Source organism: Bacillus shivajii (genome assembly GCF_020519665.1).
GTDB classification, from domain to species: domain Bacteria; phylum Bacillota; class Bacilli; order Bacillales; family Salisediminibacteriaceae; genus Bacillus_CA; species Bacillus_CA shivajii.
Genome location: NZ_CP084703.1, coordinates 3,717,562 through 3,736,331, shown reverse-complemented (window position 1 = coordinate 3,736,331; position 18,770 = coordinate 3,717,562). Strand labels below are relative to the sequence as shown.

At 39.5% G+C, this 18,770-nt stretch carries 18 protein-coding genes; 14 read left to right on the top strand and 4 right to left on the bottom strand.

Annotation, left to right across the window (positions count from 1 at the left end; translation table 11 throughout):
• The 10 genes from LGQ02_RS18050 (at position 1) to ltrA (ending at position 11,569) form a co-directional block, all read left to right on the top strand.
• Positions 1-303, top strand: a complete 303-nt coding sequence (locus tag LGQ02_RS18050) for a hypothetical protein (RefSeq protein ID WP_226515695.1) — start codon at positions 1-3, stop codon at positions 301-303.
• On the top strand, positions 303-671 hold the full coding sequence (locus tag LGQ02_RS18045) for a DUF8042 domain-containing protein (protein ID WP_226515694.1): 369 nt from the start codon (positions 303-305) through the stop codon (positions 669-671). The genes LGQ02_RS18050 and LGQ02_RS18045 overlap by 1 nt, the downstream gene beginning before the upstream one ends.
• 794 nt (positions 672-1,465) lie before the next feature.
• Entirely contained in the window at positions 1,466-1,666 is a 201-nt protein-coding gene (locus tag LGQ02_RS18040) for a YjfB family protein (RefSeq protein ID WP_226515693.1), read from the top strand.
• A gap of 136 nt (positions 1,667-1,802) precedes the next feature.
• Entirely contained in the window at positions 1,803-2,036 is a 234-nt protein-coding gene (locus LGQ02_RS18035) for a hypothetical protein (RefSeq protein WP_226515692.1), read from the top strand.
• A 241-nt stretch (positions 2,037-2,277) separates the two neighbouring features.
• Positions 2,278-3,906, top strand: coding sequence for a flagellar hook-associated protein 2 (locus LGQ02_RS18030; protein ID WP_226515691.1), 1,629 nt, complete (start codon positions 2,278-2,280; stop codon positions 3,904-3,906).
• 499 nt (positions 3,907-4,405) lie between these two features.
• Positions 4,406-6,409: a flagellar filament capping protein FliD gene (gene fliD, locus LGQ02_RS18025; protein ID WP_226515690.1), complete on the top strand. Its 2,004-nt coding sequence runs from the start codon at positions 4,406-4,408 to the stop codon at positions 6,407-6,409.
• A 56-nt stretch (positions 6,410-6,465) separates the two neighbouring features.
• Positions 6,466-6,822, top strand: a complete 357-nt coding sequence (locus LGQ02_RS18020; RefSeq protein ID WP_226515689.1) for a flagellar protein FliT — start codon at positions 6,466-6,468, stop codon at positions 6,820-6,822.
• A 178-nt stretch (positions 6,823-7,000) separates the two neighbouring features.
• Entirely contained in the window at positions 7,001-8,224 is a 1,224-nt protein-coding gene (locus LGQ02_RS18015) for a sensor histidine kinase (protein WP_226515688.1), read from the top strand.
• A 103-nt stretch (positions 8,225-8,327) separates the two neighbouring features.
• Complete coding sequence (locus LGQ02_RS18010) at positions 8,328-9,551, top strand: sensor histidine kinase (RefSeq protein ID WP_226515687.1); 1,224 nt, start codon at positions 8,328-8,330, stop codon at positions 9,549-9,551.
• A gap of 746 nt (positions 9,552-10,297) precedes the next feature.
• Positions 10,298-11,569, top strand: a complete 1,272-nt coding sequence (gene ltrA / locus LGQ02_RS18005) for a group II intron reverse transcriptase/maturase (protein ID WP_226515686.1) — start codon at positions 10,298-10,300, stop codon at positions 11,567-11,569.
• A 92-nt stretch (positions 11,570-11,661) separates the two neighbouring features.
• On the opposite strand, the gene LGQ02_RS18000 is transcribed toward ltrA, so the two are convergent.
• On the bottom strand, positions 11,662-12,717 hold the full coding sequence (locus LGQ02_RS18000) for a M24 family metallopeptidase (protein WP_404802434.1): 1,056 nt from the start codon (positions 12,715-12,717) through the stop codon (positions 11,662-11,664).
• A 190-nt stretch (positions 12,718-12,907) separates the two neighbouring features.
• On the opposite strand from LGQ02_RS18000, the gene LGQ02_RS17995 reads away from it, so the two are divergent.
• The 3 genes from LGQ02_RS17995 (at position 12,908) to fliS (ending at position 15,101) form a co-directional block, all read left to right on the top strand.
• Positions 12,908-13,288: a protease complex subunit PrcB family protein gene (locus LGQ02_RS17995; RefSeq protein ID WP_226518370.1), complete on the top strand. Its 381-nt coding sequence runs from the start codon at positions 12,908-12,910 to the stop codon at positions 13,286-13,288.
• Positions 13,289-13,411: 123 nt separating this feature from the next.
• The gene (locus LGQ02_RS17990) at positions 13,412-13,801 is read left to right on the top strand and encodes a flagellar protein FlaG (protein ID WP_226515684.1); all 390 of its coding nucleotides are present in this window, start codon (positions 13,412-13,414) and stop codon (positions 13,799-13,801) included.
• Positions 13,802-14,672: 871 nt separating this feature from the next.
• Entirely contained in the window at positions 14,673-15,101 is a 429-nt protein-coding gene (gene fliS, locus LGQ02_RS17985; protein WP_226515683.1) for a flagellar export chaperone FliS, read from the top strand.
• 63 nt (positions 15,102-15,164) lie between these two features.
• Here fliS and LGQ02_RS17980 read toward each other — a convergent pair whose 3' ends face one another.
• Together LGQ02_RS17980 and LGQ02_RS17975 are read right to left on the bottom strand one after the other, a co-directional pair.
• On the bottom strand, positions 15,165-15,416 hold the full coding sequence (locus LGQ02_RS17980) for a hypothetical protein (protein WP_226515682.1): 252 nt from the start codon (positions 15,414-15,416) through the stop codon (positions 15,165-15,167).
• A gap of 115 nt (positions 15,417-15,531) precedes the next feature.
• Positions 15,532-16,476, bottom strand: a complete 945-nt coding sequence (locus tag LGQ02_RS17975; protein ID WP_226515681.1) for an AEC family transporter — start codon at positions 16,474-16,476, stop codon at positions 15,532-15,534.
• 204 nt (positions 16,477-16,680) lie between these two features.
• Between LGQ02_RS17975 and LGQ02_RS17970 the strand changes: the two genes are divergently transcribed.
• Positions 16,681-17,073 carry a DUF8042 domain-containing protein gene (locus LGQ02_RS17970; RefSeq protein WP_226515680.1) on the top strand — a complete coding sequence of 131 codons (393 nt, stop codon included), beginning with the start codon at positions 16,681-16,683 and terminating at the stop codon, positions 17,071-17,073.
• Between the two features lie 69 nt (positions 17,074-17,142).
• Here the strand turns inward: LGQ02_RS17970 and LGQ02_RS17965 are convergent, their stop codons facing one another.
• Positions 17,143-18,666, bottom strand: a complete 1,524-nt coding sequence (locus LGQ02_RS17965; protein WP_226515679.1) for a sodium/proline symporter — start codon at positions 18,664-18,666, stop codon at positions 17,143-17,145.
• Positions 18,667-18,770: the final 104 nt, after the last annotated feature.

Sequence of the window (18,770 nt, the reverse complement as noted above, 5' to 3'; positions counted from 1 at the left end):
ATGCTAGAGTCTCTTTTCTTATATCTTAGCAAAGGAGAGAGTTTACTGATGCCATTGTTCAGAAAACTAGATGCGGAACTAGTTAGTAAAAGAAATAACTTAAAAACTATTATTTATGAAAGTGGTATTGAAATAAGGTTATATTTGGATCAAGTCGAAAAGGAAAATATACATCTAGGGGCTTTTAAATGGGTTGTAGAAATAGGAGGAGGGAGCTTTACAGTTCCCTTGGATGTCCAAAAAAGATCATCATCGAGAGAAGAAGAAATAAATTTTTATTACTTTTTAGAGGGAGTGATTTGATGGAAAAATACATAGACGTAATGAAACAATCAGTAGACCTGTCACAAACAATTCTTGAAGGGTTACAACACATTCAAAAACTTCAAGGTGAAGGAAAGTTTGAAGAAACGATGTACTTATTTGAGGATGTCGTAGCAGGGTTCTCATCTGTTGAGAAATCAATGCAGCCATTACTAAAAGAATTAAACAACGATGAATTAGAGGCTAGAATGAACAGTGTGAAAATTGCATTAGACCTCGTCGTTAGTTCCTACGAATCTAACAATTACGGTAAGGTACAGGAAATCATGCAGTTTACACTCGTTCCTCAATTCATGAAATTAAAACAAGAGCTTGAGCGTACATTTGAAACGTATCTATTGTCTTAAGTAAAAGAGGTGCAGGATGCACGTACATTGCATTAAATGTTGATGCAGTCTAAAATACAATGCAGGGTGCAGATGCATTGCACAATTGAATAATGTAAAGAGAGGGAAATGAATAAAGGTGGCTCTTTTTCCAACGATAATAATTGGATTTTGGAATCTCTAGTAGTGATCGTGTATTTTCCTTTATAAGCTTCTACGACTTCGACTAATACTTCTGGAACCACTTCCTTTCGATTTCTTTGTACTTTCCCGACAATTCTCCTCGCACTTCATAATAGCTTACCCTTTTTCTTAACTGACATATTTCACTTTCATCATCGAGGCCTTTACTGAAAGCATATTGCTTTCGAATTGGTTGAGATAACTTATGCTCTTCACCATTCATGTACCATCTCATCCAAGTCTTGATTTGTGACCTATATTAATACCAAATTTCTCGATAACCTCTTTGTTCGTTAGTTGCCCTGGAGGTTTTAAGCGTATTACTTCTCTTTTTATTTATTCAGGATAAACCATCTCTTCTTCCCCTTAACAAAAAACACCTCTAAATGTCGATAAATAATTAATACGACTCTAGTGGTGTTTTTTCTTGTCTTATATTATTGGGTCACTCTACTATAGCTGTTTAGTAGTTAGTTTTTCACGAACTTTTGCTAACTTCATTATGAACATCCTCACCTATATAAAATATTTTGACTGTTTAAATCGCAACATAAAGTAGGGAAATGGCACTTCATTACATCGTAGGTCTCATATGATACAGTGGAGGTACGAAAAAATTCGCAGGGTTATAAATGGACATCGGACTTATGTCAATGGCGCTAAGCCAAGGGCAAGTCAAACAGCAGGCAAGTCTTTCTGTTATGAAAAAAGCGATGGGAAGTGCTGAACAAAACGCAGATTTTTTGAACAAAATGGTGGATGAATCACAAGTGTCAAAAATGGAACAAGCTACTCAACCTCATTTAGGGTCGAGTATTGATGTGAAATTGTAGAATTTCTTAAGTGAAGGAGTAGTCACAACAGTGGCTGCTCTTATTTCTTTATAGGAACATTAAGGTATATGGATGTTGACTGTTTTTTATGGGAGAATAGAGATAATCATTATCGATAAACAAACGGAGGGTATCAATGTCAGAGGAAGAACGACGAAAGTTTTTATTAGAGCAGCTGGAATGGGTGAAAGATCGACAGAGAATATATGATGAGATTGACCGGAAATTACGGGAGATGCGAGGCATTGCTGAAATCGCTGCTCGTGAGGCAGTATCTGATGCTGAGCGGGAAGTTCTTCAAGAGCAAATGAATGAGCTTAGGGATGAAGTTGAAAAACTCAATGCACAACTATGTCAAAGCGTTCATTAAATAGATTGAAACTGAGTGACAATAGTGCTGGACTTAGTTTGTTATTGAAGTTGCGATTGTTTGCGGCGAAACGTAACAAAATATGATAAATTGGTTTAATCATTAAACAAAATGTAAAATCATCCGATATAAAAAATAGAATGAATAAGAGTGACTGAAAACAGAAAAAAGAGTGAGCACAACTCACGTTTTTTTCTGTTTTTTATTTATATCGTAAAGAGACATAAAAAGGGTGATACATATGAGACTTTCCGGCTTTGCTTCTGGTATGGATATTAATCAGATGGTATCGGATTTAATGCAGGCTGAGCGACAACCACTTCAAAGAATGCAGCAAGACCAACAAGAATTAGTATTGAAAATGACGGAATATCGAGAAGTGAACCGTGCGTTTATGGACTTTCGAAATAACACATTTGATACAGTTATGCGCCGGTCGAACATGGATGTTAAACAAGTAACGAGTTCAAATGAGAGCTTAGTGAGTGGAACAGCTAATGCTGGTGCTGCAAACGGTACATATACGATCTCAAACGTCCAGCAACTAGCTACTTCGGCTTATAACTTTAGTTCTGGAGAAGATGGCGTTGATGGAGATCACGGGTCAATTGTTATCGATGGAGAAGAGTTTGATCCGAATGATAGTTTACTAGGACAAACTGATAAGTTGCGAGATGAAAACATCACTACTGATGATACTGAGATTGCGTTCGGGATGACGACTTTTGATGAAAACGGAGATCGTGTAGAAGTTGAATTCTCTTTTGACGAAGATGACAGCTTAAATGACATGTTAGATGAAATTAATCGTTCAGAACTAGGCGTACAAAGCTTTTACGATGCAAACAGTGGGCGAGTTTCGCTCACTCGGACAGATACTGGAACTTTTAATCCGGAAGAAGGCGGGAATGAGATTCTTTTCGGTGTTTTTGAGGAAGGTGAAACCGAGGAAGATGAGGAGACGTTTGTTGAGAGTGCATTTTTAACTGAGACGTTAAGGTTTGACCAAGAAAAGGAAGTCGAAGCTCAAAATGCAAAGTTTACGTTAAATGGTCTTGATGGCGTTGAGCGTCGCAGTAATGAGTTTGAAATCGAAGGATTAAACATTTCATTGCATAATCAATTTGATGATCCTGTTACGTTACATGTTTCAAATGATACTGATGATATCTTTGACACAGTCATGGGGTTTGTCGATGAATATAATGAGTTAATTGAAATGGTCGATGAGAAAGTATCCCAAGAGTACCATCGTGATTACGCACCACTAACGGATGAGCAACGTCGTGAAATGTCAGAAAGTGAAATTGAAATGTGGGAAGAGCGTGCTCATAGTGGACTTCTTCGGAATGACCGTATGCTCACTGGTGCATTAGATCAGATGCGTCAAGACTTTTACGGAACGGTTGATTCAGGAGATGCTAACCAAACGTTCGATCAAATTACTGAGCTTGGGATTACGACTACCCGTAACTTTCGTGATAGAGGGCGACTAGAAGTTGATGAGAATAAATTACGTCAAGCGATAGAGCAAGATCCTGATTCTGTTTATCAAATGTTTGCAGCAGATGGTGAGGAATATGAAGAGCGTGGCATTGCACGTCGTCTTCGTGATACGTTATCTGGTCAGATCGACATGATTTCACAACGCGCCGGTCGCTCAGAAATGGCATCAAACCAGCAATTTACGATTGGACGTGAAATTGATCAAGCAGAAGACCGTATTTCAAATTTTGAACGTCGTATGCAACAAGTAGAAGAACGGTATTGGTCTCAGTTTACGGCGATGGAACAAGCGATGGCAGAAGCAAATAATCAGGCAGGACAACTAATGTCACAACTAGGTGGCATGGGTGGCGGCCAAATGTAAAGGTGAGCTAAGGTGTACTCGAGGGAGTGCACCTTTTTCTATAAATATACGATTGTAAATAGGAGGGGAGTGGTCGTGATTGAGTAGGTTTATATCGTTTTTAGGTGAGAGTTTTGGGTTGGGGAGGTCTGACCTTTGTTTTTCTGTATTGACGATAGTTTCTCTCGTGTTTTGAACCCTGCAAAGTTGAAGCTGCTTCACGTGAACATGCTTCAACTTTGCAGGGTTCAATTCAAGAATAAATGAAAAGAAAAATTGAATATTAAAGCCCAAAATATTAATAAATATACAGCGCCTAACCCCCAAAATATAGGTCCATTTAACTAATATTCAACCTTCGCCCTTTTCCCCTCAATATTCGTCATATTTCTTCCGATACTTATAATAGATAACTAGTATTTCATTTTAAGTTTTAAATAGCTGGTAACACAATAAACACCTTTTTAACAGGATAAAAAATAGCATAGACAACAGAATAATGGAAGAGGAGTGGTGGAAGGTGAGACTTTCAGGCTTTGCCACAGGAATGGATATTAATCAAATGGTGCAAGACTTAATGCGTGCTGAACGTATGCCGATGGATCGTATGCAACAAGATCAGCAGTTGTTAGAATGGCGTATGGAAGAGTTCCGTGCGATGAACCTAAAATTGGATCAATTCCGGACAAATATTTTTGATACGATATTAAGAAGATCGAATATGACGGCTAATACAGCGACGAGTTCAAATGAACAGCTCGTTACAGCAACGGCAACTTCTTCTGCAAACCCAGGAACATTACGTATTAGTGAAGTGAAGAATTTAGCGACAGCTGCCTCAAATGCGAGTACGAATCAGATTTCTGGTGATGAGAAGATTGATACGTCAAAACCGATGCATACACAAAGTTTTGCAAATGATTTTTGGGATACAGGGATTATCCATCAAGAGGAGAAGACAGTTGAATCACAGACTGATTTGCTCACTCTTGATCACGAAGGTAATATTCATAACGCTAATTTAACACAAGTCACGGTTAATGGTGTGGCAATAGAAGTCGTCACTGATGAAGCCAACCTCAACGAACACAATGTTTTAGTGAACGAAGATGGAACGTTACAATTTGGAAAAGAATTGCGCTCCAATGATAAAGTAGACGTTAAGTTTTTTACTGAAAATGCAGAGGAACAATTCGAAATTGATCCCGATAACTTATCATTAAAGTTAGATAAGAGCTTCATAGATATAGCTTCATTATCTGTAGAGGGAAATGAGGGCCCGTATGAGGTCGTCACGGAGCTTGACTCAGGTACTGAATTAAGCGCCAATCAAGTTTTTGTTAACCTTGAAACAGGTGAACTCCGTTTTGCAGAAGGCACAACGGATTCGATTGATGTCACATACAGTCAGCAATATTCCTCTTCAAGTATAAAAGTTTATAATGAAGATGGGGATCCTGTTGTTGAGAATTTCTTGATTACCCCAGATCAATCGATGGACGATGTCATTAAGAAAATGAATGATTCAAGTTTAGAGATTAATGTTTACTACGATGAGTTTTCAGATAAACTTTCTGTCATTCGCACGGAAACCGGCCAGTTTAACGAAGACGGACCAGAAATCACGTTTTCAGGCGGCCTCTTTACAGAAGGCTTTCATTTACAAAATGAAAATGAACGTGGCGGTCAAAATGCGAGTTTTACAGTTAATGGTTTAGAGACGGAAAGAAGATCGAATACATTCTCTATCAATGGTGTAACGATGACGCTTCAAGGAACTTTTGCAGAAGGGGAAGATAGTGTCACGATCGGAGCGTCAACGGATGTTGAGTCAATCATGGAGACGATTACTGGGTTTATTGATGAGTACAATGAGTTAGTGGACTTTGCGAATGAAAAACTCCGTGAAGAGCGGCATCGTGATTATCATCCTTTAACAGATGATCAACGTGATGCGATGACGGAAAGAGAAATTGAGCGCTGGGAAGAGCGAGCGATGAGCGGGATGTTGCGAAATGACCGCACGATTCGAAGTGGTTTCAATACATTCCGAAACGATATGTATGCGCCAGTAAACATTGGCCTAGAATCAGAGATTAACCATCTCTCTCAAATTGGGATTACGACGACGAATAACTTCCGTGACGGCGGAAAGCTTGAGATCGATGAGGACAAGCTTCGTGGGGCAATTGAAAATGATGCCGAAGCGGTGTTTCAACTTTTTGCTGGAGATGGTGATACACATGCGGACAAAGGATTGGCTCGTCGCGTTCGTGAAAGTGCAAATGGTTTAATTGATCAAATTTCTCAGCAGGCAGGTGGAATGCGCGGACGAAACTTAAACCACCAGTTTACGATAGGTCGTGAAATGGATCGTATTGATGACCGGGTTTCCAATTTTGAGCGCCGCATGCAGCAAGTTGAACAGCGTTATTGGTCTCAATTTACTGCGATGGAAAAAGCCGTTGCCCAAGCGAACTCTCAAGCAGAATCGTTGTTTGCTCAACTTTATGGTGGTTTTTAATATAGAACGTAGGGCAGCATGATTTTTACATTTTTATTCTTGAATGGAGGCTAAGCATGTCATCAGTTTTACAGGAAGTACATGCCATTACAAAAGCATTATATGAGCATTTAAATGAGCCGCTTCCGAAAGATGAAGGACGCGAAGAATATATTGAAACAGTTGAATCGTATTTAACAAAGCGCGGAAAGTTAATGGAAAAACTGGAGCAGCCAAAAACTGACGAGGAAAAGCAGCTTGCAAAGGAAGTGCTTGACATGAATCAGCCGATTAATGAACGACTGGCTGCAGCTCAAGGAATGATTCGAATTGATTTGAACCAATTAAAAAAACGTAAGAACACGGGAAAAAAGTATGAGACCCCTTATGCAGGTCCAACTGCTGACGGCGTCTTTTTTGACTCGAAAAAATAAAACGATATAAAGGTTTTAGCAAATGGCTTAATAAAAGGCATAGTGCTCTTTTTTGTAAAAGAACCTATGCCTGATTTTATGTCATTTTTCATAGGGAAAATTGAAAAAGGTTTTACACTATCAATCTTTAGTACTATAGTAGTAGAGTGCTGAATCTATGGTTAAAGGTGTATATGTTATGAATCATATTTATCGTCAAATTAATAAAAGGTTATATTATACGGCTATGCTCATGATCATTGCGATGATGTTTATTGGGTTACTTGTTGCTAATCCGCGTATGGGCGAAATGGACGCAGGGTACATTTTGCATGGTTTGCTTGTTGTCAGCTTGTCTGTGTGTTTATTACTTTACCCGAAGTATGAAACGTATCGTTATCGACAATTCATGATTACAGGAATTGCTATTTATTTTTATTTACTATTCTTATTATATGCTGATACGCCATCTACGTTTATTTTTATATGTTTACTTCCCGGACTTTCGATCTTGTTTTTTGACTCGCGGTTGTTCTATTTTACATTGCTATTAAACGGTATTTTTATTTCGGCTCTCTTTTCTTACATTATATACGTTGACCAAGGTAATGTGTATCCATTTATGGAAATGGACGTGTCAGGAAATGTCATTAATTTTGTTGGTAGCCAAGTGATTTTATTTCTTATCTTTAAATTAAATGATGCAAGAATTAAAAATCAGCAGGCGTATTATGAGCAAGTGCAACAATCTGAGCGGTTAAAAACAACAGGGCAATTAGCAGCGGCTGTTGCGCATGAGATTAGAAATCCCTTAACCGTTGTCAAAGGCTTTTTACAAATGTACGAAAAAGATCAATCGCTAGATCATAAAGTTAAACGCAATTTTTCGTTAATGATTAATGAATTAGATTCTGCTGAGTATGTGATTTCTGACTTTCTTTCGATTGCGAAGTCAGATAGCAACCAACCGTTAGAAACGGTAAATGTGAAGGTTGCTTTAGAAGATGTATCAGACTTATTAAATTCTTACGGTCACCTGCACAGTAATGAGGTTGAATTACAAGTAGGGGATGGCTGTAACATCTCAGCGAATACGATTGAATTTAAACAATTAATCATTAATCTTATAAAAAATGCTATCGAAGCATCCAGCCTAAACGACTTTGTATCAGTGACTGCGGTAAGAATGAATGATCATGTAGACATTCGCATTCACGACCAAGGCTGCGGCATGACAGAAGAAGAAATTAAGGCGATTGGAACACCTTTCTATTCGTTAAAAAGTAAAGGAACAGGATTAGGCTTGATGATTTGTTATAATATCGTAGAAAAATATAATGGAGCGATGGAATTTCGTAGTGTGAAAGGTGAAGGAACGACTGTTCATATTACATTTCCAGCAGTAGAAAACCCGATCCAGTGATTAAGGATCGGGTGCTTTACTTTATAAAAATAATCATGTGATCAATGGTAAGTTTTTGGTAGACTATAGTGGTGTGTATGAAGACTAAATTAAAAGGTGTATTATGATGAATTCTATTTATAGTCAAATTAATAAAAAGCAATATTTTATTGCTATGCTCTTAATTATCGCGATGAAGTTCCTCGGGTTATTTATAGGTTACATGCATCATATGGGGGAAATAAATGTAGGGTATATACTGCATGTATTGTTAGTTGTTGGTATTTCTATATGTTTTTTGTTGTACCCGAAGTATGAATCATATCGTTATAGACAATTCATGATTATAGAAATTACGATCTATTATTATCTACTGTTCTTTTTATATCCTGATACTGTGTCTATGATTATCTTGATCTGTTTCCTTCCTGGACTTTCGATCTTGTTTTTTGACTCAAGGCTTTTTTATTTTACGTTAATATTAAATGGCGTATTTATTTCGTTTTTATTTTTCTACATTATATTTATTGATCAAGGAAATGTATACTCGCATATGAAAATGGACGTAGTAGGAAATATGATCAACTTTGCCGCAAGCCAAATTTTTTTATATCTTATCTTTAAACTAAAAGATGCGAGAATTAAAAATCAGCAGGCGTATTATGAGAAGCTGCAACAATCGGAACGGTTAAAGACGACGGGACAGTTAGCAGCAGCGGTGGCACACGAAATTAGAAATCCGCTAACTGTTGTAAAAGGCTTTTTACAAATGTACCAACAAGATCAATCATTGGAGCATCGTGTAAAAAGAAACTTTTCATTAATGATTGATGAATTAAATGCTGCAGAGTACGTCATATCTGACTTTTTAACGATTGCAAAGTCTGATAAAGATCAACCAATGGAAACGGTAGATGTAAAGGTTGCTTTAGAAGATGTTGCAGATTTATTAAATTCTTACGGCAATCTACACAGTAATGAAGTTGAATTACAAGTAGGGGATGGCTGTTACATCTCAGCGAATACGATTGAATTTAAACAATTAGTGATCAACCTTTTAAAAAATGCAATCGAAGCATCCAACGTAAATGACTTTGTTTCAGTGACTGCGGTAAGAATGAATGATCATGTAGACATTCGCATTCACGACCAAGGGTGCGGCATGTCAGATGAAGAAATTCAGTCGGTTGGTACCCCTTTCTATTCGTTAAAAAGTAAAGGAACGGGCTTAGGATTAATGATTTGCTTTAATATCGTTGAAAAATACAATGGTAGTATCAAATTTCATAGTGTGAAAGGTGAAGGAACAACCGTACACATTACATTTCCAGTAGTAGATGAAAGTTAGTAGAGGCCCGATCCCCTTTCAAGGGTTCGGGCCTTTTTCGCGAGTGGCAGCACATGTGCTAAAGGGTGAGAGTCCCGAATGCATCGGCCAGCCGGCAAGCATTAGCTGACAGATAGTGCGTTGACTGTGAAGTAGCGTGCGGAGGATCTGAAGGCAAACCTCTGAACAGAGCTGATATCCCATGTTGGCACGAGAGTTGGATGACTGTGCAAGAGAACAGAAAGTCCGAATAGCTGGAAACTCAAAGTGTTATGAGGGCTGGATTAGAGGGAAAGTACATGATGTGACCCATTGAGATCTCCCTGCTTCCTAAAGTAGGTATTGATGTTACAAGGCTAAGCCAAGGACACAAGATGAGCTTTAAAGGGAGAAGTCAGAGATCGCCATAGTAGTGGAGAAGCTCATGCCAATGACCTACTGGCGACAGTAGCGAGGACAGCACATGAGTGAAACTGTACACAGATACAGTTGCGAACCTATACCCAAAAGGTGAGGAATCGTGCGAAGGGCGTGACCCATAGAAGAACAATGTGAGTAGGCTTACTTATGACTGCGGAAATAGACAGAAGCTGGACAAGAGCCAAGGGGGCTGATGCCAGGGTGGAACAGAAGGGTACACCGTCTATCGCCGAAATGTGAAATATAAGGTATTGCCATCGGCTACCAACCTTGATATGTTCGACATTTCATATGGAGAAGCAGAAGCAAAGGAAGAAACGAAAGCAGTGGCGTAAGGGGAATAACAGATGGAAAGACGTGTATGGTACAGTTTGTACGACAAAGTGTACAAGAAAGCGAATCTAGTAAGTGCCTTTTATCAAGTAAAGAAGAACAAAGGTGCACCAGGGGTCGATAAAGTAACAATTGAAGGATATGAAGCAAAGCTGGAGGACAATCTAGAAGTGCTCCAACAGAAGCTAAAAGGTAAACGATATCGACCCAAACCTGTTCGACGAAAGATGATCGATAAAGATAATGGGAAGAAACAACGTCCACTAGGGATACCAGCGGTGGAAGATCGCATCGTACAAGCTTCTCTACGGAATGTATTGGAACCTATCTTCGAAGAAGAGTTTCTTCCGTGTAGTTATGGTTTCCGCCCAAGGATAAGTGCTCATATGGCTCTAGACAAAGTTACTGAACACTTGAGAGCAGGATACCATTATGTCATTGATGCCGATCTACAGTCCTACTTTGATACGATTCCACATGATAAATTGGAACAACAAATAAGGAAACGAGTGACGGATGGGTCTATTATCGAACTCATTCACCGTTTTCTCAAAGCAGGTGTCATGGTAGAGGATCTTTACGAAGATACTCCCGAGGGAGCTCCGCAAGGTGGTGTGTTAAGTCCGTTACTTTCGAACATCTACTTACATCAGCTTGATCAACTGATGACCGAACGTGGTCACCGTATCGTCCGCTTTGCGGATGATTTTATCATTCTTTGTAAAAGCCCAAAAGGTGCAGAAAGAGTCATGCGAAGTGTCTCAAGATTTCTTGAGAAAGAACTAAGTTTAACTGTCAATCAAGAGAAGACTAAAGTTGTCGACGCCATGAAAGAGCCATTTACATTCTTAGGGTATGAATTCATTGGCAATATTCGAAGAATAGACCCTAAGAAAGAGGTAAAATTCAAGGAGCGAGTGAGAGAAATTACTCGTAGGAACCAAACAGTTGATATCCAACTCCTTATCCAAGACAAGCTGAACCCCTACATTCGAGGTTGGGCAAATTATTTCCGCTACGGCAATGTGAAGAACAAATTCAAAGAGTGGGATAGTTGGATAAGAAGAAGGTTAAGAATGGTACAACTTAGAAGCTGGAGACATATAAAGAACCTCCATCGCCTTCTTAGAAGGAAGGGATGGAGGGAAGAAAACCTCAGAGGAATCCGTATGTTTGCTTGGCGAAGTTCCAAAAGTCCAATGGTTCATGCGGCGTTAGACAATGAGTTCTTTTCAGAGCTGGGACTCGTAAGTTTACCATCTGTTCATGATGAACGTTATCTCTAGAAGGGATATATGGGAAGAGCCACATGCGAAGATCCGCACGTGTGTGCTCTGTGAGAGGCGTGGTCAGTAATGGCGACGCCTACTCGGTACGATTATAAAATGATTAATTCTTTACTAGATGGTGTTAAGTTTTCAATACCATCTTTTTTTATAACGACATCGTCTTCAAGACGAACGCCACCTAAATCAGGAATATAAATTCCTGGTTCAACGGTAAACACCATGTTTTCTTCAAATACTTCATTTGCCGCGACAGTTGGACCTTCGTGAAGATCTAACCCAAGGCCGTGACCGATCCCGTGGATAAAATACTTCCCATATCCTTTTTCTTCAATGTATTCTCTTGCAAGTTGATCGTATTCTTTGACAGTGAGGCCTGGTTTTATTTTTTCCTTCGCGTATTCTAGTGTTTCTCGGACGATGTGATAGATTTTCTTCAGTTCTGCAGGTGGTTCTCCAACGGAAACGGTTCGAGTCATGTCTGAGCGATACCCGTTATAAATCGCGCCAAAGTCGAACGTAATGATGTCTCCTTTTTCAATCACTTTCTCTGATGCTCTTCCATGAGGTAGCGCTGATCTTACTCCAGAAGCAACAATTGGGTCATTGGCAGGACCGCTTGCACCTAGCTTTTGCATTTTGTAAATCAATTCAGCGGAGAGGTCTTTTTCAGTAATTCCTGGTTTGATCATAGTTAGCACGTGCTCGAGTGCTTTTTCAGCAATTCGTGCTGCTTCGCGCATTAATCCAAGTTCTTCTTCTGTTTTCACCATTCTTAGTGATTCAACGATGTTCGATGTCTCGACCATTTCTGCATCAATTTGTTTTTGATAGTTTTTAAATTGGCTTACACTCACATGATCCGCTTCGTAGCTTAACTGTTTTACGTTCATTTTTCCTACTTCGTTTGCAGAGACTTCAAGCAAGTTTTTATTGTGTTCAACGATTTCAAATTGTTTGGCTTGGGCCTTGGCTTGTTCTGTATAACGGCCATCAACAATCACTTTTGCTTCCGTTAAAGAAATGAGGATGACACCAGCGGTCCCAGTAAAATCCGATATGTACCTTCGATTGGATGCATTGGTAATTAAAATCGCATCTAAATCTAGTTCTTGTAACTTCTCACGTATTTTCGTTAGCTTCATAATGTGGATCATCTCCAATATGAAAATTTATAATATTTATATCGTAACATAAAGGGAATTGAGAAGAGGGAGAGAAAGGTATAAGTAGTTTATCTTTTAAATTCGTCTATCCTTCTACTCATCAAGTGTCGTGCATAAATAAGAGGTAAAAGATATTTTTTTATGAACAAAAATAAGGAGTGAGTGGGCCGTGATGAGGAACTTAACTTATACTGAGTTAACCATTTCAGAGGCGCAAGAAATATCAGGAGTAAAAGAATATATAAATAAGCTAAGGACAGGGGCTGATATCCGAGGGTGGAAGACTTTTTTTCGTAATGGTGATGTAGTGGTTGTCATTTCAGCTGGACAAAGAAGGACAGGGGGATATTCTTTAAGTGTTGAAGATGTCATTGGAAATGGGGAGGTCCATATTTATATTAGAGAGCATGAACCGTCCCCAGACCAATTTGTCACACAGGTTTTAACCAACCCATTTATTGTCCTTGAAATTCAAAATGTGAAAGTGAATAAAAAGTGGAAAGTCATTGATGTAAATAAAAGTGAGTATTTTCCTATGTTAAGGAATAATTAGCTATCGATAATTCCGTCAACACGAACTAGAGAATTCATACAATTTTTCACATTGTCTTAAAAAGTGATGACACCCTGCCGATATAAAGATTGATAGTTCAGTTCATGAGTAGGAGTGATACACATGGAAGTGAAGTCATCAGGCTCTATGACGGTAGGGGATTTATACTCTCAAGTAAAATCTGAGCGTAACCCTGCCCAAGACCGAAAAAACGTTGAGACACAAGGAAGTGTAGATACGTCTTCAAGGTTAACGGAGCACGAATCGCGAATGAAGGCGAAGGAATGGTCACTGGACGAGCTCGATCAAGCGGTTGAAGCGATGAATGATTTAAGTATGTTTCGTCATACGTCGCTCCAATTTGAGCAGCATGAAGTGCTTGATCGCACGATGGTAAAAGTCGTCGACCAGGAGACTGAAGAAATTGTGAAAGAGATTCCTCCAGAGGAGTTTCTCGATATGATTTCATCGATGCTAGAATTTGCAGGTATTATTATTGACGAAAAGATTTAATAGGAAAAGCAAAAGAACTCGGGCTAGGGCTCGAGTTTTTTTGTTTGTGTTTTGCTGTTGTTGGTTTTGTGTCTTCGCTTTCGGCGGACGCTTTCCACGGGCACGGCCTCAACTTCCCAAAACTCATCAAATTCGTTTTGGGTGATTTTCAGCTCGCGCTGTTCCCACTGGAGTCGCCGCCTATCGCTCAACACACTATAACCACATCAATATCTCATTTTTTTTAACAACACTAAAACTTAACAGTTACATACGAGAAGTTGTTTTCGAACCATGAAGCATGAAAATAAGTGTTCATCGTTTGAATGAGCGGGTCCACGAGACCCGGTGGGAATAGCAACGAGCAAAACTTCCTTGAAAACAGCTACAAGCTGCCCCGACGTAGGAACTTCAGTGTGTTTACTAGAAGAGGAAGGGGCAACAAACAACACTACACTGATTAAGCTATGAGCTGCGACGACGCATCAAGCTACGTAGCACAGCTATAAGAGGAAGAAGCAATTTAGCTGAGGCATTGCCCACGGTAAAGAAGACACTGCTCTAGCAAGTGGAACGTAGATAGAGCAGATGTCGCACTTATGCCTAGAGGTGAAAGCGAGTGGACAAAAGTGAAGACCTCATTATTAAACATATTTTCAGGTTAGTGTTTTGTTAAGACTTGACGGAGTCGGCATTTAGAGGTTTTGGTAAAAATTGTTGATATTTTTTGAGTGGATTTGTTAAAGGTTGTCGGATTGTGGCCGATAAAAATAGTAGAGTACTATGACAATGTGTCTAGAATTTTTGAAAAAGTAGATGGTTATTCGTTGTGACGTATTCATCCGGCTTAGGGCGGTATGAAATTGAGAGAAGTAGAAAGGGTGTTTTTAGTATGGCTGTTAATAACCCGTATGCAAATTATAAGAAGAATTCGATGGAAACAAAATCTCCAGGGGAGCTTACGTTAATGCTTTACGAAGGGTGTTTAAAGTTTATTAAACGCGCGGAAAAGGCAATCGATGAGAACAACATAGAAGATCGCAATACGAATTTGATTAAAGCGCAAAATATTATTCGTGAACTGATGGTGACGTTGAAAACGGATGTGGAAGTTGCGCAAAATATGATGCAACTGTATGACTTTATTTTAAATCGCCTTGTTGATGCGAATACGAATAATGACAAAAAAGCGTTGAAGGAAGCGGAGCAATTTGTTGTTGAGTTTCGTGATACGTGGAAAGAGGTCATTAAAATAGATCGCCAACGTCGTCACGGTAGCGGTGTCGGTGGAGGACAGCAATTAGGCGCGATGAGGAAGTAACCTTTATAAGATTATATATTTATGAAAGAGCAACAGGCTAAATCCTGTTGCTCTTTTAAATGCTTAATAACAAACGGTATCAAGTTCATAATCTTCAGAGTCATCGGCTTCACCAGTAGTACATGTGAAACAGAAATTCATGTCGGTAATACCAGAGCCAATTGCCCAGATAGGTTTTCCACATTGAATGCATGACTGCCCATTCTTTTTCCTTTGTGCAGCGGCTAATATACTTTCTTTCATTTCCTTCAGTTCTTTTTCGCTATGACCTTTTTCCATACCCTGTATGAACTTCTCAATCGAAATAGGAACCATATAGCACCTCTCAATGTTTTAGGTTTAGTTGTATTTTACGTTAGACCCTATTAGATTGTAAAACTTATATCATTATTTTTTTCCGTTGAGAAATAATGAATTACCAGCCACATTCTCATCCTCCTAACCAAAACGTTGAGAGGAATGAGATGAACGGGATCGTTAACAAAGAAAGTAAGGTAGAAAAAGCGATCGTGATGACAGCTGTTTTTTCATCGTTTAAGTAACGAGCGAAAATAATTGCTGCTAATGTGAAAGTTGGCATCGCGGACAGGATAATCACCACATTTTTTATAAAGTCATCAAGGGGTGTAAAAGAATTGATCGTCATCGTGATGACTGGGATGATTAATAACCGAATGCTCAAAGGAAAATATATTTGCTTGTAAATGGTGAAGCCTGTTTCTTTAAATAAGTTTTGCAGGAGCATCCCGAGATACAGCATGGCTAATGGTGTTGCGAGCCCTGCTAAAAGTCCAGTAAGTTGCTTAATGAAATCGGGTGGATTGAATCCGACGACCGCTGATGTTAACCCGACAATGACTGCAATGAGCGGCATGTTAATTAAAGACTTAAGTACTTGGCGCACGTTGAGTCCTTTCCCTGATTGGAGCATGTAAATGACTAAGCTAAAAAGGATGAGGTCAAGGCCAGCATCGAAAATCGCAGCCATTAGTCCCCCGATTGGTCCGAAGATCGTTGCACATAAGGGGATGCCGATAAAGCCGGTGTTTCCGAGAGCAGCTAAGACGGTCATTTTTTTCGCAAATAACGATTCGAAGCGAAAAACTTTTGTCAGGCACCAGGCAAGAAGGAGTGCGGCTAAATGAAAGATGATTGAGATGACAAAAATGGTGATTGCTTGGCTTAATAGTTGGTCACTGACTTCCGTATTGAAAACACCGTTTAAGATGATCGATGGTACAGCGATGTTTAGTACGATAAGAATAAGCGCTTGTTTTACTTCAGCGGTAATTGGCACTTTATGGGCAAAAAAGGCGCCTATGGCAATGATCACACCCATGACAGCAATGGATGTGGCAACAACGGTTACGTCCATATGTAAAAATCCTTTCAAACAAAAATAGAATGATAGCGTTGATCATGTATCATTTAGCTTACTGATTTTTCAATTATCTGTAAATGATTTCGACCTTTTTATAGAATGTGAGCATGCTGTTTTTTACTTCGTATTTTATTCGCATCATTCGACGAGCCTTGATACAATCGTTCATAAGAGATCATTTTTGAAAGGGTGAGGAGCGTGTCCAAACGTTTGACAGAGGCGCAACTTCAGTTTTTGACAAATTATAAAGATCTTCTTCAAGAAGTTGAGTCAGCGATACAATATGTCAGTGATTGTTACATTCAAGAGGATTTAGATATCGGGGACAGGCTCATGAAAAGTGTAATGGCAGGGCTTATTTCATATAATGAAGAGAATATGACGATGTACTCGGTGTTTGGTGATGACGAAACGGCGATTGAGCATTTGCGATCGTTTCAAGAGGCTGTGACGGGATCAATGAAGATCGAAGAAACTTGTGCAGATACGGAGGAACGAATGCGGTTTGTTCATGAAACTGTGATGCCGCGATTGCAAAAATGGAAACAACTTGTTGAGTTGAAGCTTGTTGAGCGAAACGAGTTAGATTGAAACGGATAGCTAAAAAAAAAGACATGACCTCGAATGGTGAGATCATGTCTTTTTTCTATGGTTGATTCATTACCCTGCTTTTTTCATATCATCAATCATTTCATTGGCGTTAGCAGGTTTTTTCGTAAATAAGCTGACAACGACGGTGAAGAACGTTGCGATTAAAAAGCCAGGAACCGCTTCGTACGTAATACCAAAGAAGTAAGTGTTCAAGAATTCGTGGACGTCGATGAAGCGATACGTCCATTCAGGCTGTTGTTTAACCATAATAACTGTAAAGAGACCGGTGATCATTCCAGTTAGTACGCCTGCACGTGACAAACCTTTCCAATAGAATGATAGAATTAGGGCTGGACCAAAGCATGCGCCTAGTCCACCGAAAGCGAATAGTACCATCCAGAAGACAAACGCTTCGGCTGTCGTAGCTAGCCAAATCGATAACGCCATGATAATAACGATCGTCATTCGGCTGTACATGACGAGACGTTGTTGTGGAATTTCTTTTCCTTTGCCGAACGTTTTATCAACGATATCACGAACGACAGCACTTGATCCGACGAGAAGCTGACTGTCAGCACTACTCATAATCGCGGCTAGAACGGCGACAAGTAGGATACCGGCAAAGAATGGGTTCATTACTTCAGCACCAAGAGAAGTAAAGATTTGCTCATTGTTTTCTCCTGGAAGCATGTCGACACTTGGGAAGTACGCACGCCCGATTAAACCAACCATAACGGCTCCCCAACCCATTATTACGTTCCAAAACGTTGCAATAAGTGCTGCTTGGCGCATTTCTTTCACATTTTTTAAACTCATGTAACGCACGACGATGTGTGGGTTACCTGGGCTTCCAAATCCAATTCCTAATAAACCGATTACAGCACCAAAGGCGAATGCAAACGGGCTTGTAAATCCGCCGCCTTCTGCGTGCATGGTCGCTAGTACTGGTTCGAATCCGCCAAGTTGAACGAGCGCGACAATCGGCAGGATGACGAGTGAGAAAAACATAAATAAAATTTGTAAAACGTCTGTTCTACTAACGGCATGGAATCCACCGAGAATCGTATATAAGAAAATGATTGCTGCTGTTAGCCACATTCCTTGTGTACTTGAAATTCCTAATGCTCCCGAGAACGCTGTTGCTCCACCGACTAATTGACTTCCGACGTAGGCAACCATGAAAAAGAGAATGATTAATGCACTGACAACACGCAAGATTTTCCAAGGGTCACCTAAGCGGCTTTCAAAAATATCAGGGATTGTAATACTTCCTGTTTTTTCACTAAAACTGCGGAACCGTTTTGCGACAAAGAAAAACATAAATACTTCGACTGTTATGTAACCGGCGACCGCCCAAACGGCATTAAGTCCAGTTAGGTATGCTGTACCACTGACACCTAAGACGAGCCAAGAGCTTCTTCCTGAACTAACAGCTGAAAAGGCAACGGTCCATTTACTTAATTTTCTTCCGGCAAGGAAAAAGTCAGTTAGACCACCTGAACTTTTGCGGGAGCTGATAATCCCGATCGCAACAAGTAAAATCAAATATAAAATAAGTACGGTGACGGTAAGCGGATGTGCTGTTATATCCATCGTTAGGTTCCTCCTATTTTTTTGTAGTGGGTTTGTAAGTTAATAGCAACGTTGATGTAGGTTTGTGACTTGTTGTTTGAGGCTATTCGTGGTGTCCATAGTTT